This is a genomic window from Streptomyces venezuelae, from assembly GCF_008642275.1.
GTDB lineage: Bacteria > Actinomycetota > Actinomycetes > Streptomycetales > Streptomycetaceae > Streptomyces > Streptomyces venezuelae_E.
This window is the reverse complement of record NZ_CP029189.1, coordinates 88,205-114,838: the sequence shown is the minus strand read 5'-3', so window position 1 is coordinate 114,838 and position 26,634 is coordinate 88,205. Positions and strand designations below refer to the sequence as shown.

28 protein-coding genes are annotated in these 26,634 nt (G+C 72.9%); 17 read left to right on the top strand and 11 right to left on the bottom strand.

The window, feature by feature from the left end:
- Positions 1-38: 38 nt before the first annotated feature.
- Together DEJ51_RS00445 and DEJ51_RS34815 are read left to right on the top strand one after the other, a co-directional pair.
- Complete coding sequence (locus DEJ51_RS00445) at positions 39-1,562, top strand: FG-GAP-like repeat-containing protein (RefSeq protein ID WP_150255259.1); 1,524 nt, start codon at positions 39-41, stop codon at positions 1,560-1,562.
- A gap of 346 nt (positions 1,563-1,908) precedes the next feature.
- The gene (locus tag DEJ51_RS34815) at positions 1,909-3,792 is read left to right on the top strand and encodes a DNA/RNA non-specific endonuclease (protein WP_223835586.1); all 1,884 of its coding nucleotides are present in this window, start codon (positions 1,909-1,911) and stop codon (positions 3,790-3,792) included.
- A gap of 36 nt (positions 3,793-3,828) precedes the next feature.
- Here DEJ51_RS34815 and DEJ51_RS00435 read toward each other — a convergent pair whose 3' ends face one another.
- On the bottom strand, positions 3,829-4,479 hold the full coding sequence (locus DEJ51_RS00435) for an HAD family hydrolase (protein ID WP_150255257.1): 651 nt from the start codon (positions 4,477-4,479) through the stop codon (positions 3,829-3,831).
- Positions 4,480-4,508: 29 nt separating this feature from the next.
- On the bottom strand, positions 4,509-6,410 hold the full coding sequence (locus DEJ51_RS00430; RefSeq protein ID WP_150255254.1) for an alkyl/aryl-sulfatase: 1,902 nt from the start codon (positions 6,408-6,410) through the stop codon (positions 4,509-4,511).
- A gap of 279 nt (positions 6,411-6,689) precedes the next feature.
- On the opposite strand from DEJ51_RS00430, the gene DEJ51_RS00425 reads away from it, so the two are divergent.
- A complete protein-coding gene (locus DEJ51_RS00425; protein ID WP_150255253.1) occupies positions 6,690-7,535 on the top strand; it encodes a dienelactone hydrolase family protein in 846 nt (281 codons plus the stop codon).
- A 766-nt stretch (positions 7,536-8,301) separates the two neighbouring features.
- Positions 8,302-9,102, top strand: a complete 801-nt coding sequence (locus DEJ51_RS00420; protein WP_150255251.1) for a class I SAM-dependent methyltransferase — start codon at positions 8,302-8,304, stop codon at positions 9,100-9,102.
- 8 nt (positions 9,103-9,110) lie between these two features.
- Here the strand turns inward: DEJ51_RS00420 and DEJ51_RS00415 are convergent, their stop codons facing one another.
- From DEJ51_RS00415 to DEJ51_RS00405, 3 genes are all read right to left on the bottom strand, one after another.
- On the bottom strand, positions 9,111-10,004 hold the full coding sequence (locus DEJ51_RS00415) for a hypothetical protein (protein WP_150255249.1): 894 nt from the start codon (positions 10,002-10,004) through the stop codon (positions 9,111-9,113).
- Positions 10,001-10,339 carry a PadR family transcriptional regulator gene (locus DEJ51_RS00410; protein ID WP_150255247.1) on the bottom strand — a complete coding sequence of 113 codons (339 nt, stop codon included), beginning with the start codon at positions 10,337-10,339 and terminating at the stop codon, positions 10,001-10,003. The genes DEJ51_RS00415 and DEJ51_RS00410 overlap by 4 nt, the downstream gene beginning before the upstream one ends.
- A 131-nt stretch (positions 10,340-10,470) precedes the next feature.
- Positions 10,471-11,319, bottom strand: a complete 849-nt coding sequence (locus DEJ51_RS00405) for an NADPH-dependent F420 reductase (RefSeq protein WP_263411692.1) — start codon at positions 11,317-11,319, stop codon at positions 10,471-10,473.
- A gap of 94 nt (positions 11,320-11,413) precedes the next feature.
- Here DEJ51_RS00405 and DEJ51_RS00400 point away from each other — a divergent pair, with 94 nt between their 5' ends.
- Entirely contained in the window at positions 11,414-12,109 is a 696-nt protein-coding gene (locus DEJ51_RS00400; protein WP_190620095.1) for a GNAT family N-acetyltransferase, read from the top strand.
- An 18-nt stretch (positions 12,110-12,127) separates the two neighbouring features.
- Here DEJ51_RS00400 and DEJ51_RS00395 read toward each other — a convergent pair whose 3' ends face one another.
- The gene (locus tag DEJ51_RS00395) at positions 12,128-12,838 is read right to left on the bottom strand and encodes a hypothetical protein (RefSeq protein ID WP_150255243.1); all 711 of its coding nucleotides are present in this window, start codon (positions 12,836-12,838) and stop codon (positions 12,128-12,130) included.
- A gap of 498 nt (positions 12,839-13,336) precedes the next feature.
- On the opposite strand from DEJ51_RS00395, the gene DEJ51_RS00390 reads away from it, so the two are divergent.
- Positions 13,337-14,215: a CAP domain-containing protein gene (locus DEJ51_RS00390; RefSeq protein ID WP_150255242.1), complete on the top strand. Its 879-nt coding sequence runs from the start codon at positions 13,337-13,339 to the stop codon at positions 14,213-14,215.
- 226 nt (positions 14,216-14,441) lie between these two features.
- On the opposite strand, the gene DEJ51_RS00385 is transcribed toward DEJ51_RS00390, so the two are convergent.
- Positions 14,442-14,726, bottom strand: coding sequence for a hypothetical protein (locus tag DEJ51_RS00385; RefSeq protein ID WP_223835585.1), 285 nt, complete (start codon positions 14,724-14,726; stop codon positions 14,442-14,444).
- Positions 14,727-14,751: 25 nt separating this feature from the next.
- On the opposite strand from DEJ51_RS00385, the gene DEJ51_RS00380 reads away from it, so the two are divergent.
- The 7 genes from DEJ51_RS00380 to DEJ51_RS00350 all read left to right on the top strand — a co-directional run bounded on the left by DEJ51_RS00380 (position 14,752) and on the right by DEJ51_RS00350 (position 20,480).
- The gene (locus DEJ51_RS00380; RefSeq protein ID WP_223835584.1) at positions 14,752-14,991 is read left to right on the top strand and encodes a hypothetical protein; all 240 of its coding nucleotides are present in this window, start codon (positions 14,752-14,754) and stop codon (positions 14,989-14,991) included.
- Positions 14,992-15,370: 379 nt separating this feature from the next.
- Positions 15,371-16,135 carry a thioredoxin family protein gene (locus DEJ51_RS00375; protein ID WP_190620093.1) on the top strand — a complete coding sequence of 255 codons (765 nt, stop codon included), beginning with the start codon at positions 15,371-15,373 and terminating at the stop codon, positions 16,133-16,135.
- Entirely contained in the window at positions 16,132-16,785 is a 654-nt protein-coding gene (locus tag DEJ51_RS00370) for a TlpA disulfide reductase family protein (protein ID WP_223835583.1), read from the top strand. The genes DEJ51_RS00375 and DEJ51_RS00370 overlap by 4 nt, the downstream gene beginning before the upstream one ends.
- Positions 16,782-17,558, top strand: a complete 777-nt coding sequence (locus DEJ51_RS00365; protein ID WP_150255236.1) for a cytochrome c biogenesis CcdA family protein — start codon at positions 16,782-16,784, stop codon at positions 17,556-17,558. The genes DEJ51_RS00370 and DEJ51_RS00365 overlap by 4 nt, the downstream gene beginning before the upstream one ends.
- A 117-nt stretch (positions 17,559-17,675) precedes the next feature.
- Positions 17,676-18,305 carry a hypothetical protein gene (locus tag DEJ51_RS00360; RefSeq protein WP_150255234.1) on the top strand — a complete coding sequence of 210 codons (630 nt, stop codon included), beginning with the start codon at positions 17,676-17,678 and terminating at the stop codon, positions 18,303-18,305.
- A 34-nt stretch (positions 18,306-18,339) separates the two neighbouring features.
- On the top strand, positions 18,340-19,071 hold the full coding sequence (locus tag DEJ51_RS00355; protein ID WP_150255232.1) for a response regulator transcription factor: 732 nt from the start codon (positions 18,340-18,342) through the stop codon (positions 19,069-19,071).
- On the top strand, positions 19,068-20,480 hold the full coding sequence (locus DEJ51_RS00350; RefSeq protein ID WP_150255230.1) for a sensor histidine kinase: 1,413 nt from the start codon (positions 19,068-19,070) through the stop codon (positions 20,478-20,480). Before DEJ51_RS00355 ends, DEJ51_RS00350 begins: the two co-directional genes overlap by 4 nt.
- A 34-nt stretch (positions 20,481-20,514) precedes the next feature.
- Here the strand turns inward: DEJ51_RS00350 and DEJ51_RS00345 are convergent, their stop codons facing one another.
- Together DEJ51_RS00345 and DEJ51_RS00340 are read right to left on the bottom strand one after the other, a co-directional pair.
- Entirely contained in the window at positions 20,515-21,321 is an 807-nt protein-coding gene (locus DEJ51_RS00345; RefSeq protein ID WP_150255228.1) for an SGNH/GDSL hydrolase family protein, read from the bottom strand.
- Positions 21,308-21,874, bottom strand: a complete 567-nt coding sequence (locus DEJ51_RS00340; RefSeq protein WP_150255226.1) for a PadR family transcriptional regulator — start codon at positions 21,872-21,874, stop codon at positions 21,308-21,310. Before DEJ51_RS00340 ends, DEJ51_RS00345 begins: the two co-directional genes overlap by 14 nt.
- 87 nt (positions 21,875-21,961) lie before the next feature.
- Here DEJ51_RS00340 and DEJ51_RS00335 point away from each other — a divergent pair, with 87 nt between their 5' ends.
- Positions 21,962-22,375 carry a nuclear transport factor 2 family protein gene (locus DEJ51_RS00335; protein ID WP_150255225.1) on the top strand — a complete coding sequence of 138 codons (414 nt, stop codon included), beginning with the start codon at positions 21,962-21,964 and terminating at the stop codon, positions 22,373-22,375.
- Positions 22,376-22,462: 87 nt separating this feature from the next.
- Here the strand turns inward: DEJ51_RS00335 and DEJ51_RS00330 are convergent, their stop codons facing one another.
- Both DEJ51_RS00330 and DEJ51_RS00325 read right to left on the bottom strand, forming a co-directional pair.
- Positions 22,463-23,209: an SAM-dependent methyltransferase gene (locus DEJ51_RS00330; RefSeq protein WP_150255223.1), complete on the bottom strand. Its 747-nt coding sequence runs from the start codon at positions 23,207-23,209 to the stop codon at positions 22,463-22,465.
- A 61-nt stretch (positions 23,210-23,270) separates the two neighbouring features.
- A complete protein-coding gene (locus tag DEJ51_RS00325; protein ID WP_150255221.1) occupies positions 23,271-23,474 on the bottom strand; it encodes a hypothetical protein in 204 nt (67 codons plus the stop codon).
- A 104-nt stretch (positions 23,475-23,578) separates the two neighbouring features.
- Between DEJ51_RS00325 and nadE the strand changes: the two genes are divergently transcribed.
- The 3 genes from nadE (at position 23,579) to DEJ51_RS00310 (ending at position 26,591) form a co-directional block, all read left to right on the top strand.
- A complete protein-coding gene (gene nadE / locus DEJ51_RS00320; RefSeq protein WP_150255220.1) occupies positions 23,579-24,409 on the top strand; it encodes an ammonia-dependent NAD(+) synthetase in 831 nt (276 codons plus the stop codon).
- A gap of 111 nt (positions 24,410-24,520) precedes the next feature.
- Positions 24,521-25,771, top strand: coding sequence for a SpoIIE family protein phosphatase (locus tag DEJ51_RS00315; protein ID WP_223835582.1), 1,251 nt, complete (start codon positions 24,521-24,523; stop codon positions 25,769-25,771).
- Positions 25,772-25,829: 58 nt separating this feature from the next.
- Complete coding sequence (locus tag DEJ51_RS00310) at positions 25,830-26,591, top strand: GNAT family N-acetyltransferase (protein WP_150255218.1); 762 nt, start codon at positions 25,830-25,832, stop codon at positions 26,589-26,591.
- The last annotated feature ends 43 nt before the right edge of the window (positions 26,592-26,634 follow it).

Sequence of the window (26,634 nt, the reverse complement as noted above, 5' to 3'; positions counted from 1 at the left end):
CGCCCGGCCCCTCACGTCTCAGTCCTTCGGAGAATCACATGTCACAGTTCACAAGACGCGCCAAGTATTCCGGTGCCGTCGCGCTCGGCGCGGTGGGCCTCAGCCTGCTCAGCTCCCCCTCCCAGGCCCTGCACGGCCCCGACGCCACTGCGGCCTACGGCTTCACCGCCCGTATCCAGATAGGCAACTCCGAGCGCGCGTGCACCGGAACGCTCGTCTCCCAGCGCTGGGTCCTGACAGCTGCTTCCTGCTTCGCCGCGGATGCCAAGCCCGCGGCCGGCAAGCCCGCCGTCGCCACCACCGTCACGGTCGGGCGGACCAACCTGACGCAGACCTCGACCGGTACCGTGCGCACCGCGGTGGAACTCGTCCCGTACCCCGACCGGGACCTCGTCCTGGTCAAACTGAACACCGGCATCGCCGGTGTGAAGCCGGTCGCCCTGGCCACCACGCCCGTCACGGCAGGCCAGTCCGTCACGGCAGCCGGCTTCGGCCAGACGAGGACCACCTGGGTACCCGACATCCTGCACACCGGCGCATTCACCGCGACCGGGGACAGCTCCGCGAACATCGCGCTGACCCCGACCGGCGACGCCGTGATCTGCAAGGGCGACGCCGGCGGCCCGGTCCTGCGCACCAACGGCCAGACCCAGGAACTCGTCGCCGTCACCAGCCGGTCCTGGCAAGGCGGATGTCTGGGAACCCCCGCCACCGAGACCCGCACCGGCGCCGTGGCCACCCGCATCGACGACCTGCGCTCCTGGATCAGCGGCAACGTCACCCCGGTCGCCGGTGACATGAACGGCGACAAGAAGCCCGACATGGTCGCCGTCGACGAGGACGGCAAGCTGCTCCTGTACCCCGGCACGGGTACCGGCGCCCTCGGTGCGCCCACCGTCATCGGCACGGGCGGATGGTCAGGATCCTCCGTGACACATCGGGGCGACTGGAACGGCGACGGAATGGAGGACGTCGTCGCCCGTGTCGGCGGCGAGCTTCGTGTCTATCCCAACCTCGGCAACGGCACCATAGGCTCGCCGGTCGACATCGGCAGCGGACTGCCCTCCGGCGCCCAGGTCGTCGGTGTCGGCGACACCAACCGTGACGGAAAGCCCGACCTGGTCGTCACGCACTCCAACAAGCTCTTCCTGTACCCGGGTGTCGTCGGCACCGCGGCGGCCGTCTCCGCTCCCATCGTCATCGGCACCTCCGGATGGGACGTCATGGACCTGAGCGCCCTCGGCGACGCCAACCAGGACGGCCGTCCCGACCTGCTGGCCCGCGACACCCGGGACGGGATCTTCTACGTCTACCTCGGGCAGCCCGACGGAAAGACCTTCAGCGACCGCACCGAGTTCGGCCGGGGCTACACCGTCGCCAACCGGCCGCTCATCGCCGGTGCCGCGGACGCCAACCGCGACGGGGTCGCCGACATGTGGGCCACCGCCGGCGACGGCACCCTCAAGTTCTACAAGGGCGGCGCCGACATCCACGGACCCATCGACGGGCCCAGCGTCCAGGTCGGCACCGGTGGATGGGGCGCCATCAAGTCCATCAGCTAGCCCGTGAGGCAGCCGGCCTGCCTGACACACGTGAGGCCGGGAACGCCTCCGCCCCCTGTCGACGGGTGCGGAGGCGTTCCAACGACCGAAGTGCCGCGCCCACGCTCAGCGCCGTGGGCGACGCCGGCGCAATCGTCCATGCCGCCTCCACCCGCGGCATGCCCTCGCGTCCGCCGGCTCATGACGACGGTCCGACGGGCGCTTTTCCTCGCCGTGAACGTCAGAACGCAGCGCTGCTCGACTGATCGCGCGGCCATTTTCAGGACGCGCCTGGGATGACCTTCCACCGAGAGAAGACATGACTTCACCGCGCACGAGACGAATACTTCCCGGACTTCTGCTCGCTTTGAGCCTCACTGCGACCGGCACCGCCGTCGCCGACGGCCAGGACGCGCCGGGCAGGGCGCCGGCTGTCCTGAACGCCGTCGCCAACCCCAGCAGGACTCAGCCCGTCACGGTGCCGCCTGGGGAGAACTGCAAGCCCACAGCCGCCGGCTCCCACGAGCGCAGGGCGGGCGCCGTACGGGCCTGTGTCGCCATGAGTGCCGAGCCGGTGACGCCGTCAGGGCGGCAGGCCCTGGCCACCGCGCCGGCGGCGGCCCCGGCCGCCGACTCGGGCAGCTGCGAGATCACGACCCGCGGGCAGTGGTGGTACGGCCGCTTCGGGTACTGCGTGTACGGCATAACCGTCCTGTACACGCTCAGGGACAGCAACGGCAAGCCGGTCGGTACCGGAACGCTCAATGTCTCCAGCAGCTCCATCCTGCCCGCCAAGGGCACCCAGTGGAAGGAGAAGGTGTCGGTCACCATGACCGACGCGACGGGGGCTGTCACCGCCCTGAACGTGAGGTTCAGAGGCGCGTGTTCGGCCGGCTGCAAGGCAACCACATCCGCCCCGTGGTACGGGAAGGGCGACAACATGATCAAGGGCAAGGCCATCAGCGGCGACCTGGCCTACGCCTCCACTCCGGCTGCCGGTACCTCCGTGGACTTCACGACGTCGTACGAGATGTTCGTGACCGCTCCAGGCGTCCAGATCACGGACCCGAACGCCTCCTGGAGCAACCCGAAGAAGATCCGCTGTGACGACGCCGTTCGGGACACGACCACCGCCGGTGCCCCCGACCCCGGCTGCGTCGTGCCCAGCGTCATGCCGATCGTCAGGATGAGCGACCAGCAGAACCCGCAGGGCGCGGGGGCTGCGGCGGCCGGCTACCTGTGGGCCCAGAACAACCTTCCCGATGGCTGGGGACTCAACAAGCCGCTCACTCGGGCCAAGAGTGGCGCAGCCGACCGGGCCGCTCGGACCTGCGGCACCTTCCAGGCCCGCACGGACCTGGTTGCAACCGACAGCTGCGCCGGGTTCCCCTTCGCGGCCGCCCACGAGGGGGGAACCGACGGTGCTCAGTGCGCTGAGCTCCTTCCCCGTCTCAGCGCCCGCGGGTGGGTCGTCGATGTGCTGGACGGCAGCACGAGCAGCCCTTGCGCGCGCGCTCACGTCCCGCTCGCGGACCACCAGGCTGCTGAGCGTCAGCTCTCCGAGGGCTTCACCAACCAGCGAGTGGTGGAGAACGACCAGTTCACCGTAGAGATCGGGGGTTCGATCGCCGAGCCGTACGCCGTATGCCGTCAGAGCACTCCGGCCGGGGCGTTCACCTCCGGCAGCGGGTGGATCAAGAACACGACCGAACCGGTCCTGCATGTCAACAAGACCACCACTCCGCCCGGTCCTCCCGGCACTCGGGCATCCGCGGCCCAGGCGTGCCTGGGCACGCTGTCAGGGAAGGGCAGTGACGCGAAGGGGAACATCACCGGCTGGGCGGACGCCGACTTGTTCCGTCAGGCGAACTCGTCCACGGCCGGCCTTGCCCGGTGTCACCTGATCGCCAATGTCCTCGGTGGAACAGGCGCCGTGGAGGACGGCGGGCAGATCAATCTCGTCCCCTGCTGGCAGCAGGGAATGAACACCGGAACACCCAGCATGCGCACCTATGAAACCCTCGCCCAGAATTCGATGAAGCCTGTGGCGAAGGGCGGCATTCTCGGTCCGAACGACGCGATCTTCTACCAGGTGACGCCCGACTACCGGAACAGCGACAGCACGATCCCCCAGGGGGTCACGATGACGGCCAGGGTCGAGCGGTCGGACGGCACGTCGCAGCCCCTGTTCCCCGACATCTACATCGCCAACACCTACAAGGACACTGGGCTGTTGAACCTCGGGAACTGAAGGATGGTGCGCAGGTGGCGGCCCGGCCACCTGCGGTCACCCCGCGGCGATGAGGCCGGGCAGGTCGCGCATGTCGTGGAAGACGACGGTGCCGGCTCCCTCAAGCCGTCCGGCCGGGGTCAGTCCTCCCGCGTAGCCGAAGGCCCGCATGCCGGCGGCCCGGGCGGCCTCGACGCCCGGGCGGCTGTCCTCGACCACCGCGCACGCCGCGGGGTCGACTCCCATCCGCTGCGCCGCGTACAGGAACAGGTCCGGGGCCGGCTTGCCGCGGCGCACATCGGTGGCGCTGTAGATGCGGCCCTCGAAGTGCTCGTAGAGGCCCGTGCGGCCGAGGGTGTGGCGCATCTTCTCGTGCGAGCCGCTGGAGGCGACGCAGGTCGGCAGGGTGATCGTGCCCAGTGCCTCGGGCACTCCCTCGACGGCCGACAACCCGGCGTCCACCGCCTCGCGGTGGCGCTGTTCGAACAGATCCCGCCAGAGGTCTGCCGTCTCGTTGCCCACCCGGGCGGCGATGTCCTCCAGGATGCAGGCGTTGGAGCGCCCGACGAAGCGGTCCATGACCTCGTCCTCGGTCAGCGGCCAGCCCAGCTCCGCTCCCAGCGCGACCTGGAGGGGAACCGCGATGCGTTCGGTGTCGACCAGCACCCCGTCGCAGTCGAATATCACCAGTTCAATCGGCTTGATCATTCCCGCAGCATAGAGGCCCGCCCGGCGGGTCAGGGGGTGACGATCGCGAAGTCCGGGTCGGGGGAGTCGAGGTAGGCGAACAGTTCGGCGACGACCGCCGGATCGCCGTCGAGGGCCACCCCCTCGTGCCCCAGGAGGTCGTCCGGCGGCAGGGCGCCGAGCAGGAGCCCGCGCAGCAGCGGCTCGCCGAGCACCAGGACGGCGTGCGGCCGGCCGGCGGCGGGGTTGTCCCCGCGGACACCGGTCAGCACACCGTTGGCCAGGCGCAGCGTCAGCGGGTCCGAGCCGGGCAGGACGAACCGGACGGCGACGTCCGCGTGCCAGGCGCGGGGCCCGTCGACCCGTACGGCGAGGGAGTCCACCAACTGGTCCAGGCTCAGGGCCGCGAGCACGTCCGGAGAGGCGGCGGTGGCCGGGGTCCCGACCTGCTCGCCGCGCAGTTCCTGGGCACCGGTGAGGTAGAAGTTGCGCCAGGTGCCGTTCTCGGCGCCGTAGCCGAGCTGCTCCAGGGCGTCGGCCTGGAGCCGCAGGGCCAGCGCGTTCGACGGGTCGGCGAAGACGACGTGGTCGACCACCTGGGCGACCCAGCGGAAGTCGCCCTGCTCGAAGGAGATCCGCGCCCGGCGCAGGACCTCGTCCGCGCCGCCCATGAACTCGACGTAGCGGCGGGCCGCTTCCTCCGGCGGGTGCTGCCACAGGAGCGCCGGATTCCCTTCGAACCAGCCCATGTACCGCTGGTAGACGGCCTTGACGTTGTGGCTGACCGACCCGTAGTAGCCGTGGGTGTGCCAGGCGGCCTCCAGCGCCGGCGGCATGCGCAGCGTTTCGGCGATCTCGGTCCCGGTGTACCCCTGGTTGAGCAGGCGCACCGTCTGGTCGTGGAGGTAGGCGTACAGGTCGCGCTGCTGCGACAGGTAGGACATGGCCCGCTCGCGGCCCCACGTGGGCCAGTGATGGGAGGCGAAGACCACGTCGCACTTGTCGCCGAACAGCGCGATGGACTCGGTGAGGTAGGCGGCCCAGGCGCGCGGATCGCGTACGAGGGCGCCGCGCAGGGTCAGCAGGTTGTGGAGGGTGTGGGTGGCGTTCTCGGCCATGCACAGCGCCCGGTGGTCGGGCAGCAGCAGGTTGAACTCCGCAGGTGCCTCGGTGCCGGGGGTCAGCTGGAAGACCATGCGCACGCCGTCGACCGTCTCCTCCTGGCCGGTACGGGTGATGTCGACGGTCGGCGGGATCAGCGTGACCCGGCCGGTGGAAGTGGTCTGGCCGAGACCCGCGCCGACCTGGCCGCGCGGGCCCTTGGGCAGGCCGGCCCCGTACATGTACCCCGCGCGGCGGGCCATGGCGGTACCGGCGTACACGTTCTCGCTGACCGCGTGTTCGAGGAAGCCCTCGGGCGCCACGACCGGGACCTCGCCCGCGTCGACCTCGGCCTGGGTGGTGACCCCTTTGACGCCGCCGAAGTGGTCCGCGTGGCTGTGGGTGTAGAGGACGCCGGTGACCGGACGGTCCCCGCGGTGGGCCCGGTACAGGGCGAGGGCCGCGGCCGCCGTCTCCTCACTGATCAGCGGGTCGATGACGACGACGCCGCGTTCGCCCTCGACGAGGGTCATGTTCGACAGGTCCAGGCCGCGCACCTGGTACACGCCTTCCACGACCTGGAAGAGCCCTTGGAGGGCGACGAGGCGGCTCTGGCGCCACAGGCTGGGATGGACCGTGTCCGGACGGTCCCCGTTGAGGAAGGCGTAGGCGTCGCCGTCCCAGACGACGCTGTCGTCCTCGGCCCGGATCACGCAGGGCTCCAGGGCGGCGACGAAGCCGCGGGTGGCGTCGTCGAAGTCGGCGCGGTCGGCGAAGGTACCGCTGCCGCGCGCTGCACGGTGAGCGGCGCCGATCGGTCCGGAGGCGTCGTGGCCGGGGCCGTTCTCCATCGCGTGAGCCTCCTCGGGCGGTACCTGGCCGGGCCCGGGCCGGACCGGACCGGGCGAGGGCCCACGGCGGGCGTGGCCGCTCCGTCCCAGCCTCGCCCGGCGGCACTCCGCCCGCCCGGCGCGCTCCGCCGCCCGGGTGAACGGGGTGCGGGACGGCGCCGGGTGCGCGCCGTGCGGGCCGGCTGCACCGGAACGTGCCGCACGCGCCTTGACCAGAAGGCTCTACCTGTCGGTAACTTGAAGTCGTCCAGGAGAGAGCCGTCGGAAGGAGCCGGGCGCGTGGCAGACCACGACCTGAGCGGGTTCGAGAAGAGCACGTTCACCCACGACGGTGCCACCCGCCGGATCCTGCGCCGGGGCACGGGTCCCGCGGTGATCGTCATGGCGGAGATCCCGGGCATCACCCCCAAGGTCATCGCGTTCGCCGAGCACGTCGCTGCGGCGGGCTGTACGGCCGTACTCCCGGTGCTCTTCGGCGAACCCGGCCGGGACGCGGATCCCGGCAGGGTCGGCCGGTCGAGCGCCGGCCGCTACATGGCCTCGTCGCTGTGGAAGGTGTGCGTGAGCCGTGAGTTCACGCTGCTGGCCACGGGGCGCAGCTCGCGCGTCGTGGGGTGGCTGCGCGCGCTGGCGGCCGCCGAACACGAGCGCTGCGGCGGTCCCGGGGTCGGCGCCGTCGGGATGTGCCTGACCGGCGGATTCGCCCTGGCGATGGCCACGGACGAGCGGCTCGTCGCCCCCGTGCTGTCCCAGCCCTCGCTCCCGCTGGCCTGCACTGCGAGCCGCGCGGGCACCATCGACATCAGCCCCGAGGACCTCGCGGTCGTCCGGGGACGGTGCGAGCGCGACGGGCTCCAGGTGCTCGGACTGCGCTTCCGGGGCGACCGGCTCGTCCCCGGCGACCGGTTCGCCCACCTCCGCCGGGAGCTCGGGGACGCCTTCGTCGCCGTCGAGCTCGACGGGAGCGCGGCGAACCCGCAGAGCGCCCTCGCGCCGCACTCCGTCCTGACGGAACACCTCGTCGACGAACCGGGGCAGCCCACCCGGCAGGCGCTCGACACCGTCCTCGACCTGTTCCGCAGCCGGCTGCTGGGGGAACGGGAACGGCCTGCGCCGGCCGTTTGACGGCACCGCACCGCACCGCACGGCACCGCACGGCACTGGAGCGGCTCCTCGGCCCCGTTCGAGTTCGATCGCCGCGTCGTTCTCCACCTTCGACGAGCCGCCCGGGACCGTGAGCCGGACGGCCGCGAGGCCGTCTCTTGCGGATCCTGCCGGGCCCGCGACGCCAGGCACCGCACCCGGCCGCGTCGTCGGGGCCGCCCGGGTACGTCCAGTACGCGGGCGCCCCTGCGCCTTGCCCGGCACGGCACCGTGCGCCGCTGGCTCGGCCGGCAAGGTCCGCAAGGGGCGGCCCAGGCCTCCTCGGCGATGTCCGGGCGCCGTCCGGCCCGGGCTCGGACGTCGCCGGGCCCGGCGGCCGGAACCGTCGTCCCCGACGCGGGCGTCCCGGCGACGGCGGCGTACCGGTCGGTCCGCACCGCGTGGGAGGAGCCGACCCGAGGCTCCGGCGGTGATCCCGAGCCGACCCTCCGGCTTCTGTTCTCCGTCTCTTCATGCCGCCGGAGGTGGGGCTGACCGGGCGTCATGCCCCTGGGCGCGTTGCGTGGACCGCCGCGCCACTGAGTGGCAATCTGGGCGATATCGCCGCAAACATCCATGTTCGCGAACTGTCCGCGCGTCCGCCGCGCCGCGCTCCCCGCCCTCCGGGGATAGTCCGGTGATTTGTATATGTCGGTCATCGACGTATGGTGGGTTCCAAGATCCTCCCCGGCGGCAGTCGCTTCTGCCTGCCGCCCGGGATTCACGTTGCGATGGAGACGGAGTGCTCATGGCCACCAGGAAGAACCTCACCGCGAACCGGGAATCCCTCGTCCACAAGGTCCGCTACGCCGCGAGCCGCCCGCACCGCATCGCCCCGTACCTGAAGCGGGCCGCCCGCGACCGCTGGCTGGCCTTCAAGCACCCCGACCACGTCAGCTACTACCGGGCCGTCATGGCCTCGGACACCCGCCGCAACCCCGAGGCCGCGGTCGGCAGTCAGACCCACGAACGCTGGCTCGCACTCGGGCAGATGCAGTTCGACTACCTCCTGCGACACGGCCTGAAGCCCGGGGACCGCATGCTGGACATCGGCTGCGGCAACCTCCGTGCCGGCTGGCGGTTCATCGACTACCTCGGATCGGGCCACTACTACGGCATCGACATCTCGCCCGACATCCTCATCGCCGCAAAGCGGACGCTGACCGAGCGGGGGCTCCAGGCGAAGGTCCCGCACCTGACCCTGACCAGGAACCTGACGCTGGACTTCCTCCCGGACGGCTACTTCGACGTCGTCCACGCCCACAGCGTCTTCTCGCACTCGCCGATCGACGTCATCGACGAGTGCTTCGCCCACGTGGGCCGGGTCCTGGCGCCAGGGGGCCACTTCGACTTCACCTTCGACCGCACCACCGGCACCGAACACCAGGTGCTGCGCGAGGACTTCTACTACCGCACCCAGACCCTCGTCGACCTGGCCGCCCGGCACGGGCTCTCCGCGCACTTCATGGAGGACTGGGAGGAACTCGGCCACGGCCAGTCCAAGATCCGCGTCAGCGTCGCCGGATCCGGCGTCGACGCCGAGGTCTGACCGGCGGTTCAGGCGTGGCCGGCCGTGTCCGTACGCCTGCGCCGCCACCGGCGCACGGCCAGTCCCGTGGACGCGAGCAGGACCAGGCACGGCAGCGCGGTGTCCTCGCCCACCACCCCCGCGAAGTGGCCCAGGACCAGGAACGGCGCCGCGGCCAGCGCGAACTGACCGGACGTACGGATCCCGGACAGTGCGGGCCGGCCCGCCAGGGCGAGTGCGGCCGTCACGGCCACGGTGAAACGCCACAGCGGGACCATGCCGATCCCGCCCGCGTCGAGCAGGCCCAGCAGCACGACGGACAGCGGGGCCCAGAGCAGCAGCGCCACCAGCCCCGTCGTGGTCCCGATCCGGCGGGGCGGGTGCAGGTCCGGGGGGCAGAGCAGCGGGAGCGCGGCGATCGTCAGCGGCGGGGCCAGGTAGGCCAGATGCTCCAGCGGCATGTCCAGGGCCCCCGGCAGGACGGCGGCGACCAGGCACGCCGCGGTTCCCGCGGCGCCGGCGAACGCGGCCCGGGCGCCGGTGCCGAAGCGCCCGCTCAGCGCCACGACGACGCCGATGAGGGTGAGTACGGAGAACCCGTACATCGCGTACCCGAGCGGGGTCTCGACGTCGGGGCGGCCGGTGACGTACGCGCGGTTGAGGGCCGAGGCGAGCAGGAAGGCGGCGTGCGCGCCGGTGGCGGCCAGCGCGAAGGGCGCCGCCGCCGCGAAGAGGCGACCGCCGCGCTGCGCAGAACCGATCCGCAGGCGGAGCCGCAGCGCGTGCGCCACGATGTCCCCGGCCTCCCGCAGCCGGGTGAGCGGCCCGGCGTCCTCGGTCGCCTCCCGGTAGGCCTCGGCTATCTCGTCGCCGAACACGCGGCGGAAGCCGGCCGGGTACAGGCGCAGCAGACGGAGGTTCATGCCGTGGCCGTCTCTCCGGAGACGCCCAGCCGGCGCGCCGCCTCACGTGCGGTGGCGGCGATCCGCTCGGCCTCGGCGGCCAGGCTCCGCCGGCCTTCGGCGGTGAGGCTGTAGGTGCGGCGCAGCCGGCTGTCGACGATCTGCTCCTCGTGGACCTCGATCAGACCCTGGCCCAGCAGCCGCTCCAGGGCCCCGTACAAGGTGCCGGTCCGCATCTTTACCCGTCCGCCCGAGATCAGCTCCACCTCGCGCGCGATCGCGTACCCGTGGCGGGGCTCGTCCGCGAGGGCGGTCAGGAGAAGGAGGGTCGGTTCCTGCATCGCACGATCACTCATGACCGCATGGTAGGTCACCCACCGGCATATGACGCCAGGCCGGACGTGCGCCGGGCCGCCGGGGCGCCCCCGCCACGGCTCGACGGGGGCGCCCCGTACGGGCCCGCCGGACCGGGACCCGCGGGTGGCGGTCAGCCGCGGAAGGACTCCGGGCGGGTCGGCGAGGCCTCGGCGAGGGCCTTGGTGACGGCGTCGACACCCTCGCGCAGGCCGTAGACCGGGGTGTCGGGCTGCTGGCGCCAGGACTCGTCGAGCCCGCCCGCGTCGACCGTGTCGAAGCCGAGTTCCTCGATCAGGGCGCGTACGGTCTTCTTCGCCGTCGCGTCGTCGCCCGCGACGGGCAGCGCCATCCGGTCCGGGGCGCCCGCCGGGCGGTGCCGGTCGAGGATGTCCTGGGCGTAGGTGCCGTTGAAGGCCTTGATGACGGGGTGCCCGAGGTGCCGCTCGGTCCAGCGGCTCTCGGTGAGACCCTCGTCCTCGACGCCGGCGATCCGGCCGTCGCGCTGGCGCGGGTAGTAGTTGCCGGTGTCGATGACGGCGAAGCCCTCGGCGGCCTCGTCGAAGAGGCCCGACGGCAGGTCCGGCACCCGCTTGAAGGGGATCGTGACCACGACGACCTCGGCGCCGCGTGCCGCCTGGGCCACCGTCACGGGGGTGGCGCCGGTCTCCTCGGCCAGCGCGGCCAGGGTCTCGGGGCCGCGCGAGTTCGCCACGGAGACCTCGTGCCCGAGGGCCGTGAGCCGACGGGTGAGGTTGCCGCCGATGTTGCCCGCGCCGATGATGCCGATCTTCATGAGCTCTCCAGTGCGTCCGGGTCCAGTGTCGCGTCCGCCCCAACCTCCGCCCCGGGCCCCGCATTCCGCCCCGCGGCGAGCATCCCCCGGTCGAGCGATGCGTTCGCGCCGCCGTACGAGAGCGGGTCGGCGCGCGGGAGACCCCTGACCGGCGCGATCGGGCCGGGTGCGTGACCTTTCGGCCATGTATCGCGTTCCGTGGACCGGTCAGGACCGGGACCGACCCTCCCGCGTCGGGCGTGCGGGGGGTCGCCTACAGTTCCCGCGTGAGGACACACCGATGATCCTGGGCCTGGGATCGCGCCGCCCGCAGCCCGTGCCGGACCACTGCGGCGACGGCCGCCATACGATACGGACCGCCCGGTTGGTCCTGCACACCCCACGTGACCACTGGGACGTGGAAGTGGGTGCCGCCGCCGGTGCGGACAGCGACGCGCAGCGTTGGTTCGGTTGGACCCCCAAGTCCCTCGTCACCCCCGAGACCGCCGAGCACCTCCTCGGCATCCACGACGGGAACCGCGCCGAGCGGCTGCGGGCCTTCCCCCGGTCCGTACGGCGGGAGTTGGCGCGGCCGGTGGTGCTCCCGGATCCGGGCGCCGAGCAGCGGCTGCTCGCCGTGGACGCGGTCACGGGCGCGGTGGCCGGAATGAGTTCGCTGACCCCGGACGACGGCGGGGCCATCGGCCTCTGGCTCGCTCCGGCCTGCCGCGGTCGTGGCCTGGGGGCCGAACTGGCGGCGGCCACCGCCCGGTTCGGCCACGAACACCTGGGCCTGGAATCGGTGTCGGCGGGCACCGAGACCGCCAACCACCGCTGCCGAGGAGCCCTGAGGGCCGCGGGCTTCGTGCGGTGCGAGGGACCGGCCCTGCACACGCTCCCCGACGGCAGGGTCGTCGACCCCACCTGGTACCGGCACGAAGCCGCTGACACCGCCCGCTGCGCGGGGGCGCCGGCGGCCGCGATCAGCCGGGGGTGAGCGCGCGGGCGCCGCGGTTCAGGAAATCGCGTACCACTGGCTGGCCCAGCCGGTGTTGATGGTGCTCGTGGACTGCTCGGCGAGGTTCACGCTGGGCGGCAGCGAGGTCTGACCGGTCAGGAGGGTGCTGTAGCGGAGGTTCGGGGGCGTCAGACCCGCGTTGACCGAGATGCCGGCGCCCGTGGACTTCAGGGTCAGGCCGTTGGTTGCCCAAGTGCCGTTGAGCAGCAGAGCGATGAAGTACGTCCCGGGAGCCGCGGTGAACGGCTTGCCGAGGGCGAACGGCTTGGCGATCGCGTCGGTCATCAGCTGGGGGGAGATGTCCGGGGTGGCTCCTACGAGCGCGCCCTTGGCGTCGTACACGCCGAGGTAGCAGTTGGCGAGCTGGGCGTTCGGGTCGATGCCCGCCAGGCCCAGCCATACGTTCGACCAGGTGATCTGCTCGCGCAGCACGATCCGTACCAGGGTGACCCGGCCGCCGACCCCGGCCGACGACTGGGCGGTGACGTGCCCCGCGTCATTGGGGTCCCCGGTCCAGGCCAGCAGGTTCTGGTCCTGCGGCCGGGGTCCCTCGAAGCCCGATCCGCCGCCGCTCTGCGCGGGCGCGGACGCCACGGAACTCGACGCCGCGGGCCGGCCGTCCCCGGACGTGGAGCAGCCGACGAGGAAGAGCAGCGCGGCGAGCGCGGTCACGAGACCGGTCGTGGCGGTGGTGGTGCGGGTGCGCATGGTCCCCCCATGAGGTGCGGATCTGTCGACGGACATGATCACACGCCGCTGGTGCGCGCCCTTCCGTCCCGGCGGAGCACCGATGACGGGGCCGGGCCGACAGTCGGGCCGGGGCCGAGCCGGGGGTCTGCCGGGGGCCGAGCGGCCGGAGGACCGCCGACCGCCCGGAGGGCGTTCGCCCGTCCCGCCCGGAGCCGGACGCCCGATCCCGCGATCCGCCGACCGGCCGCGGCCCGCAAGGGCTTTGACGCGCGAGGAGTTGTACCGGCGGTGACCGGCGCCGGACTCACGGTGCGGGCGCTCGCCGGGGGTTCACCGAGAGCTCGCTGGATCCGTTTCAGCCGAATGGCCGGGGATCACCCGGATCATCCCCTGAACCGACCCTGCGGGCTTCCTTAAGGGAACTTGAAGAAGCCCCTCAGCGGGCGGATTTCACTGATCACGACCCTAGGCTCGGTCGCACCCCACCCCCCCTTCCCTCTGTGAGGTACCACAGGCATGAGCAGCCGAACTCCCGCAACGCCGTCCCGCGTCGAAGCACGGCGGAAGAAGGCGATGCGCACCCGCATCGTCCTGTCCGTGACCGCGGCCGCCGCGGTGGTGGCGGTCGGCGTCGCCGTGGCCGATTCCGGCGGCGGTACGCAGGTGGACCAGCGGGCCGACGGCGCCGGCGCGGCGAAGACCGGGACGCCGACCCCCGCGGACACGGCCGGGACGGCGAGCCCCACCGCTCCGCTCCCCGAGGTCACCGCCGATGCCGCGGCCGCCACCGGCTCGCTGCCGCCCGAGACGACGGCGCCCGAAGGCGCCGGGTCCTCGGCCCCCGCGAAGCCCGCGGCCGAGGAGGACGGACCGGCCAAGTCCACTCCGGCCGGCAAGCCCGCGCGTACGTCAGGCGGGAGCAGCGGTGGCGGCTCCGGCACGTCCGGCGGGTCCGGTGGTTCGTCGGGCGGCTCCTCCGGCGGCTCGTCCGGTGGATCCGGCAGCTCCTCCGGCGACTCGGAATCCGCGGTCCTCGCCCTGGTGAACAAGGAGCGGGCGACGGCCGGCTGCGGTCCCCTGACCGTGAACGCCAAGCTGAGCGCCGCGGCCCGCGCCTACAGCGACACCATGGCCCGCAGCGGCGTCATGTCCCACACCGGACCCGACGGGTCCACCATGACCACCCGCGTGGAGGCCGCCGGCTACGCCTGGTCCCGCCTGGGCGAGAACATAGCCCGCGGGCAGTCGGACGCCGACGCCGTCATGAAGGCGTGGATGAACAGCTCCGGCCACCGGGCGAACATCCTCAACTGCTCCTTCAAGGAGATCGGCATAGGCGTCCACAAGGGCGACGGCGGCCCGTGGTGGACGCAGGACTTCGGGACGTCGAAGTAGGAGCCTTCCCCCTCGCCCCACACCGGCCTCCTCCCACCGGCTGCCGGGGCGCACACGTCCTCCGACCCGTACACGGGTCGGAGGACGTCCGTGTTGGCGCCCGGGTCCCAGACCCCGGCGACCCACGGGGACCCCCGGCGACGGAGCTCCGTCGCGCCGTACGGGGGAGCCGGTGACGCGCGGCTCGGCCCGTCGGCCACTATGGGGCCGTGCCTCGATTTCCGCGCTACCTGTTCATATGGCTGTCGTGCACGGCCACCAGCGTGACGGCCGTGCTCGCCACGGTCCAGTTCGTCGTCGGCTCCACCCGCCATACGCCCCCGGTGGCCCGGTCCGCCCCCATGGTCTTCGACTCGCCGCCGGCCTGGCCCGCGGTGCAGGGCCCGTCGCCGGACGCTCCGTCCCCGACCGCCTCCGCGTCTGCGAGCCCCTCGCCCAGCGCGACCGGGGCTCCGACCCCTTCGGCCCCGTCCTCCCCGCCCGCGAAGCCCTCGGCGGCCCCCCGCACCACCGCGCCCAAAGCAGGCGTCGACTGCGTGAACGGCGGACCGGGACTGCACACCGTCCCCTCGCAGGGCGGCAAGGTCACCGTGCGGTACGGGAGCCGCGGCGTGTGCCTGATCTCCGCGGTTCCGAGCCGCGGCTTCAAGGCGACCACGGCACAGACCGACGACGACACCCTGACGGTCACGTTCAGCAGCTCGGACCACCGGTCGGTCGTCACCGCGACCATCGACCCGATCGCCAAGGCCAGCGTGCGCGAGACGTCCTTCTGAGAACCGGCTCGCCGAGAGCCGAGAGCCGAGAGCCGAGAGCCGGTCGCCGAGCGCCAACCGCCCAGCGCCGGACGGCCCGGTCCGGTCCGCACCACTGGGTCCCCGCTCGCTCCCTTTCGGCGGATTCGCCTCCCCGTATGCGCTCATCGCACGAGTCCCGGCGAAGCGGAAGGTGAGCTCTTCCTTAGGGGAACCTCAAGATCCGGCTCAGGCGGTTCCCGGGGCCCGCCGCGGTCCTATGCTCACCTCAGCCGACCGGCCTCCGGCGCCCGGGCACACCGCCCCGGCGCACCACGGGTCCGCCGGCTTCACCGAGCCGGGGGGCTTCCCGCCCTTCCCGCTTCCCTCAGTTCTCCGTGCGCCTTGGGGTGTCTTCGCCATGACTTCTCGCATACTCCGACCCGTCCGTGCCGGCCGCGCCGCGCGCCCCCTCACCGCCGCACCTCTGGGTGTCCGGCTGCCCCTCGCCGCCGCGGCCGTGATCGCGGCGGGTCTGTGCACCGCCTGCGGGCCGTCCACCGAGAGCGCCGGCTCCGCCTCGCCCACCACCGCCGGAGCGTCGTCCGCGCAGGCCCTCGCCGCTGCCGAGCCCTCGGCCTCCGCGTCCACCGAGGCCTCCCCGAGCGCTTCGGCCTCGCCGTCGGCGTCCGCCACCGCGCAGGCCTCCTCCTCGCCGGCCCCGGCCCGGACCCAGAGCGCCCCGGCCGCCCCCAAGCCGGCCCGTACGTCCGCCGCGCCCGCCCCGGCCCGGGTCCCCGGACCCGGCTACGACAGCTCGGCCGACGCCCAGAAGCAGATCGACGCCGCCCTGGCCGCGGCCAAGGCCGACGGGCGGACGGTACTCCTCGACTTCGGGGCCAACTGGTGCGGCAACTGCAAGGCCGCGGACAAGGTGTTCGCCCAGCCCCAGACGTCGGCGATCCTCGGAGCCTCGTACCACCTGGTCAAGATCGACATCGGCGGCAACAGCTCCGCCAACTCCGCACTCCTGCGCAAGTACAGCCCCTCGGGCGGTACTTACACGATGCCCGTCCTGGTCGCCGTCAACTCGTCCGGCAAGGTGCGCACCGACACCCACGCCACGGGCAACCCCTCCCTCACGGCGGAGGGGATCAACGCCTTCCTGCGCAAGTGGGCCTCGTGAGACCAGAAGGCCCGGGCGGGGTCCGGATGCGTACGGCGGCCCTGGCCGTGGCCGCCCTCGCGGCGGCCGTGGCCGGCTGTGTCTTCGCCGCCGTCGGCACCGTCGCCGCCGACGGCAGCCGCGCGGAGGCCGCGGCCGGACCTGCGGCCGCCGACTCGGCCTCGGCCGTGGTCGCCACCGCTGCCGAGGCCGCGGTCATCGATCCGGCCGACCGGCCCGCCGCGCCCGTCCTGGCGGGCGACGACCTCGACGGGAAGCCGCTCACCCTCGACGGCTTCCGCGGGCACGTCGTCGTGGTCAACGTCTGGGGCTCCTGGTGCGGCCCCTGCCGCGCGGAGGCCGGCGAACTCGCGCGGGTCGACCGGCAGACCCGGGACCAGGGCGTCCGGTTCCTCGGAATCAACACCCGCGACCCCGACCGCGCCGCGGCCCGGTCCTTCGTACGCGCGCACGGTCTCGGCTTCCCCAGCCTCCACGATCCCACCGGCGAGCTCCTGCTCCGCTTTCCCCCCGCCCTCCTCAACCCGCAGGCCATCCCCTCGACCCTCGTGATCGACCGCCGCGGCCGCATCGCCGTCAGCATCGGGGGCGCGGTCACCGGGGACGAACTGAGCCCGCTGCTCGCGCGTGTGGCGGGTGAGGCGTCATGACGGCGGTGCTGGTGCTCGCCGCCGCGGACACCCCCTCCCTCCTCCACGGAACCGTGGCGGTGGCCGCTCCGGTGGCGTTCCTCGCCGGACTCGTCTCCTTCCTGTCGCCGTGCGTGCTGCCGCTCGTACCGGGCTACCTCAGCTACGTGACCAGCCTGTCGGTCTCCGACCTGGCGCAGGCCCGCGGCGGGCGCCGCAGCCGGATGGCGGTGGGCGCGTCGCTGTTCGTCCTCGGTTTCACGGCGGTCCTGGTCTCCGGGGGCGCACTGTTCGGGTACTTCGGCCGCACCCTGCTGGCCCACCAGGAGGTGATCACCCAGGTGCTCGGTGTCTTCACCGCGCTGATGGGGCTCTCCTTCATGGGGTTCCTGCCGGGATTCACCCAACGGGAGTTCCGCAGCCACCGCCGGCCCGCCCTCGGGCTGGCCGGAGCCCCCCTGCTGGGCGCGGTGTTCGCCGTCGGCTGGACCCCGTGCATCGGCCCGACGCTCGCCGCAGTACAGGCACTGGCCTGGAGCGAGGCCAGCGCGGCCCGCGGGGCGCTGCTGATGGCGGCCTACTGTCTCGGCCTGGGGCTGCCGTTCGTCCTGGCGGCACTGGCCTTCCGGCGGGCCCTGGGCGCCTTCGGCCTGGTCAAACGCCACTACCCCTGGGTCCTGCGGATCGGCGGCGGGATGCTCGTGCTCGTCGGCGTCCTGCTGGCCACCGGGGTGTGGAACGACCTGGTGTACCGGCTGCAGTCGTGGAGCGCGGACTTCACCACCGCCGTGTGAGCGGATTCCCGTACGAGCCCGCCCCGAAGACCCGAAGTCCCGAAGTCCCGAAGTCCCGAAGTCCCGAAGACCCCGAGAACCGTTCCTTTTCCCGACACGAGAGGCACAGAGGTCCAGATGTACGTTTCCCCGAGCAAGAGGCATGTCCGGACGGCCCGGACCGCGGCCGCCTTCCTCTCCCTGGCCGCGCTCACGGCCTGCGGGGCGCCGTCCGGTTCGTCCGCGCCCTCCGGCTCGTCCGCACTCTCCGCTCCCTCCGGTCAGGGCGCCGCAGGAGCCGCGGCCGCCGGGGCCGCCCCGGCCACCACAAGCTTCACCGAGAACGGAGTCACCGTCACCCTCTCGGTGTCCGACTGGCACGCCCCGAAGGGCACACTGACCGCCGTCTTCACCCCCGAGAAGAAGGGCTTCCACCTGTACAGCACCGAACTTCCGCCCACCGGTGTGGAAGGCGTGGGACGGCCGACCGCGGTGGGCGTCACCGGCGTCCTCAAAGCCGACGGGAAACTGACGGCATCCGCCGACGTACGCTCCATCAGCGTGCCCGGGGTCGACGCCCCGATGCCCGTCTACCCGGACGGCCCCGTCACCACCACCCTGCCCGTCCGCGCCGACGGCAACGGGGATGCGACGGTGCTGCTCGGCTACGCGAGCTGCAGCGCCAAGGAGGGCTGCACCATTCCGGTCGCCGACCACCCCGTACACCTGCGCCTCACCGACAGCGGTCCGGCGTTCGCCGCCCACTAGGAAGCTGCGCGGACCGAACCCCTAAGGTGTGCCCATGCCCAGCGTCCTGGTCGTGGAAGACGACCCCAGCATCCGCCAGTCACTCATCGAGGTCCTGGCGGAGCACGGGTATGCCGTACGCAGCGTGGGCGACGGGTTCGGCGCCCTGCGCGAGGTCACCCAGACGCCCGTCGACGCGGTGGTCCTCGACCTCGGCCTGCCCGATCTGGACGGCGGAGACGCACTGCGCATGATCCGGGGCATCTCCTCCGTCCCCGTCCTGGTGGCCACCGCCCGCGACGACGAGACCGAGATCATCAAGCTCCTCAACGCCGGTGCCGACGACTACCTGGTCAAGCCCTTCTCCGGAGGACAGCTCATAGCCCGCCTCTCCGCCGTCCTGCGGCGCACCAGCCACGTGCCCCCCACGGGCACCGCCCACACCGGGCCGGGGGCCCGGCCGGCGCCCGCCGCCGACCCGCTGGGCGCCACCACCGTGGGCGAGCTGACGGTGGACCCCGGTGCGCGCACCGCGTACCTGGCGGGCCGGGAGCTGCACCTCACCCGGCGGGAGTTCGACCTGCTGGCCTTCCTCGCCCACCACACCGGCCAGGTCGTCTCCAAACGCAGGCTGCTGACCGAGGTCTGGCGCGAGCCGTACGTCGACGACCAGACGGTCGACGTGCACCTGTCGTCGCTGCGCCGCAAGCTCGGCGAACGCGCCGCCGCCCCGCGCTACCTGCTCACCGTCCGCGGCGTCGGCATCAAACTGGTGGCCCCGCGGTGAGACGCTCACTGGCGGGAGTCGCGCTCGCCGTGACGTCGATGGTCGCCCTCTCCTTCCTCATACCCCTCGGCGCCCTCGTGATGTCGCTGGTCAAGGAACAGAGCGTCACCGCGGCCGAGCAGCGCGCCGCGGCCCTCGCACCCGTGCTCACGCTCACCACGGATCCGTCCGCGCTGCGGGAATCCGCCGCCGGACTCGACTCGGCCGAGCACCTGGTCGTCCATCTTCCCGACGCCCAGAGCCTCGGCGACTCCCAGGCCCCCGTGAAACTGCTCGAACGGGCCCAGCAAGGACGCGAGTCCATCTCGCAGAAGACTCCCGGCGGATGGATCTGCCTGCAGCCCGTGGTGCTCCCCGGTGACCGGGTCGCCGTCATCGAGAACTTCGTCCCCGACGAGGAACTGACCCGTGGGGTCAAGGCCTCCTGGGCGGTCATGTTCCTGCTCGCGGTCGGCCTGGTCGGCGGGTCGGTGCTGGTCGCGGACCGGCTCGGAGCCAAGGTCGTCCGGTCCTCCAAGAAGCTCGCCCAGGCCTCGCACACCCTCGGCCAGGGCAATCTGGACACCCGGGTGGAGCCCATGGGGCCCAAGGAGCTCCGCGACGCGGGCGTCGCCTTCAACGCCATGGCCCACCGCATGACGGAACTGCTCGCCATCGAGCGCGAACTGGTCGCCGACCTGTCCCACCGGCTGCGCACCCCGCTGACCGCCCTGCACCTGGCATCGGAGCGGATGGCCGGCACCCCGGAGTCGGCCAGGGTCGAGGCGGCGGTGCACGCGCTGGAGTCGGAGCTCCAGGCCATCATCACCGCGGCACGGACACCGCTCGCCGTGGGCCCGATGGGCCACGGCATGCGCAGTGCGGACACGGGTACGGGCCCGCAGGCGACCGGGCCGGGCCCGGCGGCCGAGTGCCCCCGGGGCGAGGCAGCCGACGTCGTGCGGCGCCGGACCGCCTTCTGGGCGGTCCTGGCGGAGCAGCAGAACCGGACCTGCTCCCTCGACCTGACCCAGGAGCCCACGGCCGTCAGCCTCAGCGACGACGACATCGCCGCCGTGGTGGACGCGCTCATCGGCAACGTCTTCAGCCACACCCCGCCCGGCACCGCGTTCGGGGTCCGCGTCGCCCGTACCGCCCAGGCGGTGGAACTGGTCGTGGAGGACTCCGGGCCGGGCATTCCGGAACCGGACCGGGCCCTGTCCCGCGGGAGCAGCTCGGGCTCCTCGGGGCTCGGCCTCGACATCGCCCGCAGGGCCGCGGCCGTCACAGGCGGCACGATGCGCATCGCCCGGGGCCCGCGGGGAGGCGCGCACATCACCGTGGTCTTCGCACTGGCACCGCCCCTGCGGTCCGAGCGCGGACCGCGCGGCTCACGCAGACGCGCCGGCTGGTGGCCGCGCAAGCGATGACCGCCCGGTCCCGGCGGGCCGGCGGCGCTGCGGCTCAGGCGCCGGGGGAGTCCGCGCGGTCGGCGGCAGTGGCCAGGGGGAGCAGGGCGGGGCGCTTCGCGGTGCGGCCGTCACCGGAGGAGCGGCCGCGCAGCCGACGGCCCAGCCAGGGGCCGAGGAACGCGGCCGCCCAGCGCAGTTCGGCCGCCACCGTCGAGCCGCCCGGGGCGGCCGGCCGCGGTGGCAGAGGGTGCGTCCAGGTGTCGTCGCTGCCGGGCAGGCCGACGGCGTGGGCGAGGGCGGCGGCGATCCGTTCGTGGCCGACGGGGCTGGCGTGGAGGCGGTCCGTGGTCCACATCCGCGGGTCGGTCACCGCGACCGGCCGGGCGGTCTCGGCGACGGCGACCTGGTGGCGGGCGGCCGCGGCGCGGATGCGGTCGTTGAGGTCGGCTATGCGCGGCGCGACGGGTCGGGCGAGCGGTACGAGCACACTGAGGTCGGGGAAGGTCACCGTTGCCACGTGTGCCCCGGCGGCCGTGAGCGCGGCGAACATCTCCTCCAGGTGCCCGGCGACCTCCGCGGCGTCGAACCGGGGCCGCAGGATGTCGTTGACCCCGGCGACGACGGTGGCCACGTCGGGGCGGAGCTCCAGGGCGGGGCCCAGCTGCTCGGCGCGGACCTGCCCGGCGAGACGACCCCGGACGGCCAGATTGGCGTACAGGAGAGAGGGGTTCGCGGCGGTGAGGTGTTCGGCGAACCGGTCGGCGAAGCCGCGCAGGCCCACGGTGTCGTCCCCGTCGCCGAGGCCCTCGGTCTGACTGTCGCCCAGGGCGACGTAGCGCAGGTACTCACCGTTCGGCACGGGTCAGTCTCTCCTTCAGGATCGCCGCGCTCCGGCGGCACCAGTCGCGGTGTCCCTGTTCGAAGGCGAGGCCGCGCAGACCGGTGAGGTATCCGCCGATCCGCTCGCCGTGCAGCAGGAACTCGTCCTCGTCCATGTCGCCGCGCATCTTGCGCAGCACCCGGCCGAGCAGCTCGATCTTGGCGTCGGCGGCGACCGCACGCGCCTCCAGCTGTGCGATCACCGGCTCGATGCCGATCCGGTCGGCGGTCTGGACCTTGACGAGGAGGTCGTCACGGATGACGGAGGACTTCAGCGGGGCCGCGGCGAACTCCTCCAGTTCGGTGCGGCCGGCCTCGGTGACCCGGAAGAGACGCTTGTTGGGCCGGGTCTCCTGGACCACCTCGCGGCCTTCGACCAGCCCTTCCTTCTCCAGCTTGGCCAACTCGGCGTACAGCTGCTGGGGCAGCGCGTGCCAGAAGTTCGCCACGCCGATGTCGAAGGACTTCGCCAGCTCGTAGCCGCTGAACTCGCCGTCCAGCAGCGCCGCCAGTACGGCATGTCGCAAAGCCATCGCGGTCGCCCCTTCCCCTTCCTCGTCGACCCCTGCATGATACTCAAGAAAGTGACTAGTCAGATTCATGAGTATGGGGAGAAGGTCATGGAGACTGCCGAACGCTTCCGCGCCGCCGTGGAGAAGCGGGATCTCACCGGGCTGGAGGACCTGTTCACCGAGGACGTCCGGCTCTACAGCCCGGTGAAGTTCACGCCCTTCGAGGGCCGGCCCATGGTCCTGGGCCTCTTCGGCGTCCTGATGCGCGTCTTCGAGGACTTCCGGTACGTCGGCGACTTCGAGGGCACGGCGGAGACCAGTGCCGACGGCGCGGAGGCCCCGGCGGAGGTGCTGCTCTTCCGGGCCGCGGTGGACGGCCGGGAGATCCACGGGATCGACCTGCTCCACTTCGACGAGGAGGGCCGGATCAAGGAGTTCACCGTGATGGTCCGCCCGCAGTCCGCCGTGCAGGCCCTGGGGCAGGCGGTCCTCGCCGGGCTGGTCGCCGACGGCCTCGCCTAGGCCGACCGCACCGGGCGGCGCCCGGGCCGTGGCCGACGGTGGCCGGGGTGCGGACGGACGTGCCCGCCCGCACCCCTCCTCGTCACGTCAGACGGCCCGGCCGGAGGTCGGACGCAGGACCAGGGAGAGGAAGCCGAAGCTGTCGCGGTAGCCGCGCAGCCATTCCGCGCGGCGCGCGTGGGAGGTCCGCAGCACCTCGGCGGCGTCCGGATCGGCAGGGTGGTCGAGGGCCCACGAGGCCAGCGATCCCAGGCAGGACCACTCGTAGGCGTCCAGCTCCGCGCGGGTGCTGACATGCGCGAATACGGGTACCCACCCGTCGGCGACGACGAGGTCCACGGTCGTGGCGAGGTCGTGGAGCTCGCCGAAGATCTCGACGGCCTCCGGGGAGGGGGCGCGGTCCCAGAAGCACTCGCCGAGCAGCACCCGGCCGCCGGGAGCCAGGTGCTCCCGCGCCGCCGCCAGGGTCGGCAGCAGGCCGCCGAAGGCGTGGGTGGCACCGACGCTGAGCACCAGGTCGAAGGGCTGGTCGGAGACGAAGTCCGCAGCCTTCCGCTGGTGTACGACGAGCCGTTCACCGACGCCGAGCAGGCGCGCCGACCGGCGTGCCTGCTCCACGGACACCTCGGAGGTGTCCACGCCCTCGGCGTGCAGACGGGGGTGCGTGGTCAGGGCGCGCAACAGCCATTCCGCGGTACCGCACCCGAGGTCGAGCACCCGCTCGCCGTCGCGCGGTGCGCCGTGTCCGAGCAGTCGGCGTACCGAGTCGTCGTCGAGCGGGGCCTTTATGGGGTGGCCGGCGTGGGCGATCCCGGAGATCTGTTCATGATTCACCGGAGCAGCTTGGCAACGCCGACGCCCGCGCGCACCTGGTTTCCGTCCGACTACCGGACGATCAGTCCTCGTCGGCGGTCCTCCGCTCCCGGGCTCGGGCGAACATCTCGTGCAGGGGTGCCGTCGGCAGCGCCCGGCCGAACGGGGCGTGGACCGCGTTGCTCCCCAGCGGGCGCACCTGGTGGGGCGCCAGCTTCACCGTCCCCAGCGGCAGGTTCGGCCCGGCGGGGGCGGAGCGGCCGTTGGACGGGACCCCGTCGGCCATGCCCCCGGCCTTCCTCTAGAGTGCTTCCGTCCCGTACCCGTGGACTGCGACCCCGGCCGGGCGGCACCTGCCGACCCGTGCGCGGGCCCGAGCGAGGAGCGACCGTGACCGACCTGGCGTCCATATCCCTGCAGCAGGAGATCGCCCGTGATCTCCAGGTGAGCGCGTCCTTCGACGTACGGCAGGAGATCGAGCGCCGAGTGGCCTTCCTCGCCGAGCGCCTGACCTCCACGGGCCTGCGCGCGCTCGTCCTGGGCATCAGCGGCGGCGTGGACTCCACCACCGCGGGCCGACTGTGCCAGCTCGCCGTCGAGCGGGCGCGTGCCGCCGGGCGCGAGGCGACCTTCTTCGCGATGCGACTGCCCTACGGAACCCAGGCCGACGAGAAGGACGCGCAGCTGGCGCTGGACTTCATCCGGGCCGACCGGGTCCTGACCGTGGACGTGAAGCCCGCGAGCGACGCCGCCCTGGAAGCGGCGCTGGCCGGCGGAACGGCCTTCCGCGACGCGCGCCACCAGGACTTCGTGCACGGCAACATCAAGGCCCGGCAGCGCATGATCGCCCAGTACACGGTGGCGGGTGCGCACGACGGCCTGGTGGTCGGCACCGATCACGCGGCCGAGGCGGTCTCCGGCTTCTTCACCAAGTTCGGCGACGGCGCCGCCGACGTCGTCCCGCTCACCGGCCTCACCAAGCGCCGGGTCCGCGCCCTCGCACAGGAGCTGGGCGCGCCCGCCGAGCTGGTGCACAAGACCCCGACCGCGGACCTGGAGACGCTGGACCCGGGCAAGCCCGACGAGGACGCGCTCGGCGTCACCTACGACGACATCGACGACCTCCTGGAGGGCAAGCCCGTCGAGGGGCCCGCCTTCGCGGCCATCGTCGCCCGCTACCGCCTCACCGAGCACAAGCGACAGCTGCCGATCGCCCCCTGAGCCGCTGCCCGCCGTCGCCCTGTCATTGAGCCGAACGGCTCAATGACAGGGCGACGGCGGGCCCGCCCCGCATGGTCGCACCTATCGTGGAAGTGACCTCACGACCCGGCGGTGGCGCGCGAACAGGTGGATGTGGACGGATCAGGGATCGACTATCACGCGGTCTTCCACGCCCTTCCGGGCGCGGTCGCCCTGCTGACCCCTGACCTGGTGTACGTGGACGTCAACGAGTCCTTCCTGGAGGCGTCCGGCCGCACCCGCGGGCAGGTCATCGGCCGCTACCTGTTCGACGTCTTCCCCGACAACCCCACCGATCCGGCGGCGACCGGCATGCGCAACCTGCGCGCCTCACTGGAACGGGTCGCGTCCACCGGCGAGCCCGACACCATGGCCGTGCAGCGCTACGACGTGGAGCACCCCGACGGGTCCGGGCTGTGGCAGGAGCGCTACTGGAGCCCCGTCAACGTCCCCGTCCTCGCGGCCGACGGCACGGTGGCCCTGCTGCTGCACCGCGTGGAGGAGGTCACCGAACTGATCCGGGCCCGCGGCGGCCCCAGCGGCCAGGACCGCGCCGCCGAGGTGCTGGAGGCCGAGCTCTACACCCGGGCCCGCGAGCTCCAGGCCGTCAACGAAAGCCTGCGCCGCACCCACGCCCACGAGCGGGAGGTGGCCGTCCACCTCCAGGAGTCGCTGCTGCCCGCACCCCGCCCCCTCGGCCACCACCAGGCCGCCGTCCGCTACCGGCCCGCCACCGTGGCGCTGAACGTGTGCGGCGACTGGTACGACCTCGTCGACCAGCCCGGCCGCACCGCCGTCGCCGTCGGGGACGTGGTCGGCCACGGACTGCGCGCGGCCGGCGTCATGGGTCAGCTCCGCAGCGCCCTGTCGGCCGCCTCACGCGTCGCGGAGGGCCCGGCCCAGGCCCTGGAGGTCCTCGGGCTGTACGCCCGTGACATCGAGGGCGCCGAATCCACGACCGCCGTGTCCGTCTTCATCGACTGGACGGGTCGTACGCTCACCTACAGCAGCGCGGGCCACCCCCCGCCCGTGCTCTGCCACCCCGACGGCACGGTCACCTTCTTCGACGCGGCCACCGACCCACCGCTCGGCGCCCGGCCCGAACACACCCGCCGTCCGGAGGCCCGGCTCGGCTTCGTCGAGGGCTCCACCCTCGTCCTCTACACCGACGGGCTCATCGAACGCCGCCGCGAGGACATCGACGTGGGCCTGGGCAGGCTCGCCGACGCCCTCGCACGACACCGCACCGCCGACCCCGACGCCCTCGCCGACGCCCTGCTGGCGGAGCTCATCCCCGCGGCCGGCGTCACCGACGACACGGCACTGGTGGTCCTGCGCCTGTGACGGCCGCCCACGGGGAAAACCGGAGGAGGCCACGGCTTCGCCTGCATAGGCTCGGCTCATGCCGAGCCCCGCACTCCAGCGCGTGAACGCGTTCCTGTCCGACTTCGCCCGCCGCCAGGCCGCCCGTACCGAGGCACTGCCCGGTGGGTTCGCCGTGTACGACGACGCGTTCGCGCAGTCCCGGGCGAACAACCAGGTCCTGATCGACGCGGCCGTCGACCCCGAGGCGCTGCCCGCCCTGGCGGAGGAGGCCCTCGGGCACCTGCCGCACCGGCTGGTCTCCGTACTCGACGACGAGACCGGCAGGGCGTGCGCACAGCCGCTGATCCGTGCCGGATACACCCATTCCACCTACCTGGTCATGCTGCACACGGGACCCGTCCCGGACGCCGGACCCGCGCGGGAAGTGGACCTCGACGCGTTGCGCGGTCCGCTGACCCGGCGCTGGCGCGGATTCCTCCCGGACGTCGACGACGAGGTCCTGCGCCAGCTCGTCGACCGGCGCGAGGCCCGTCGGCGCGGGGCGGACGTCGTCCGGTTCATCGCCGCCCGGACCGGGACGGGGGAGGTCGCCTCATGGGCCGACCTCTACGTCGACCGGGCGACCGGCACGGCCCAGATCGAGGACCTGATCACCTCGGAGGCGCACCTCGGACGCGGCTACGCGGACGCCGTCCTGGCGGGCGCCCTGCACCTGGCGGCCGCCCACGACAGCGACTTCCGCTTCCTGACGGCAGACGCCACGGACTGGCCGCGCCACTGGTACGAGCGCCGCGGTTTCGCGGTCATCGGCCACTCGCACGCCTTCGAACGCGGCTGACGCCGTGCGCACCGTACCCGTGGTGCGCGGCGCGGGCCCGGCC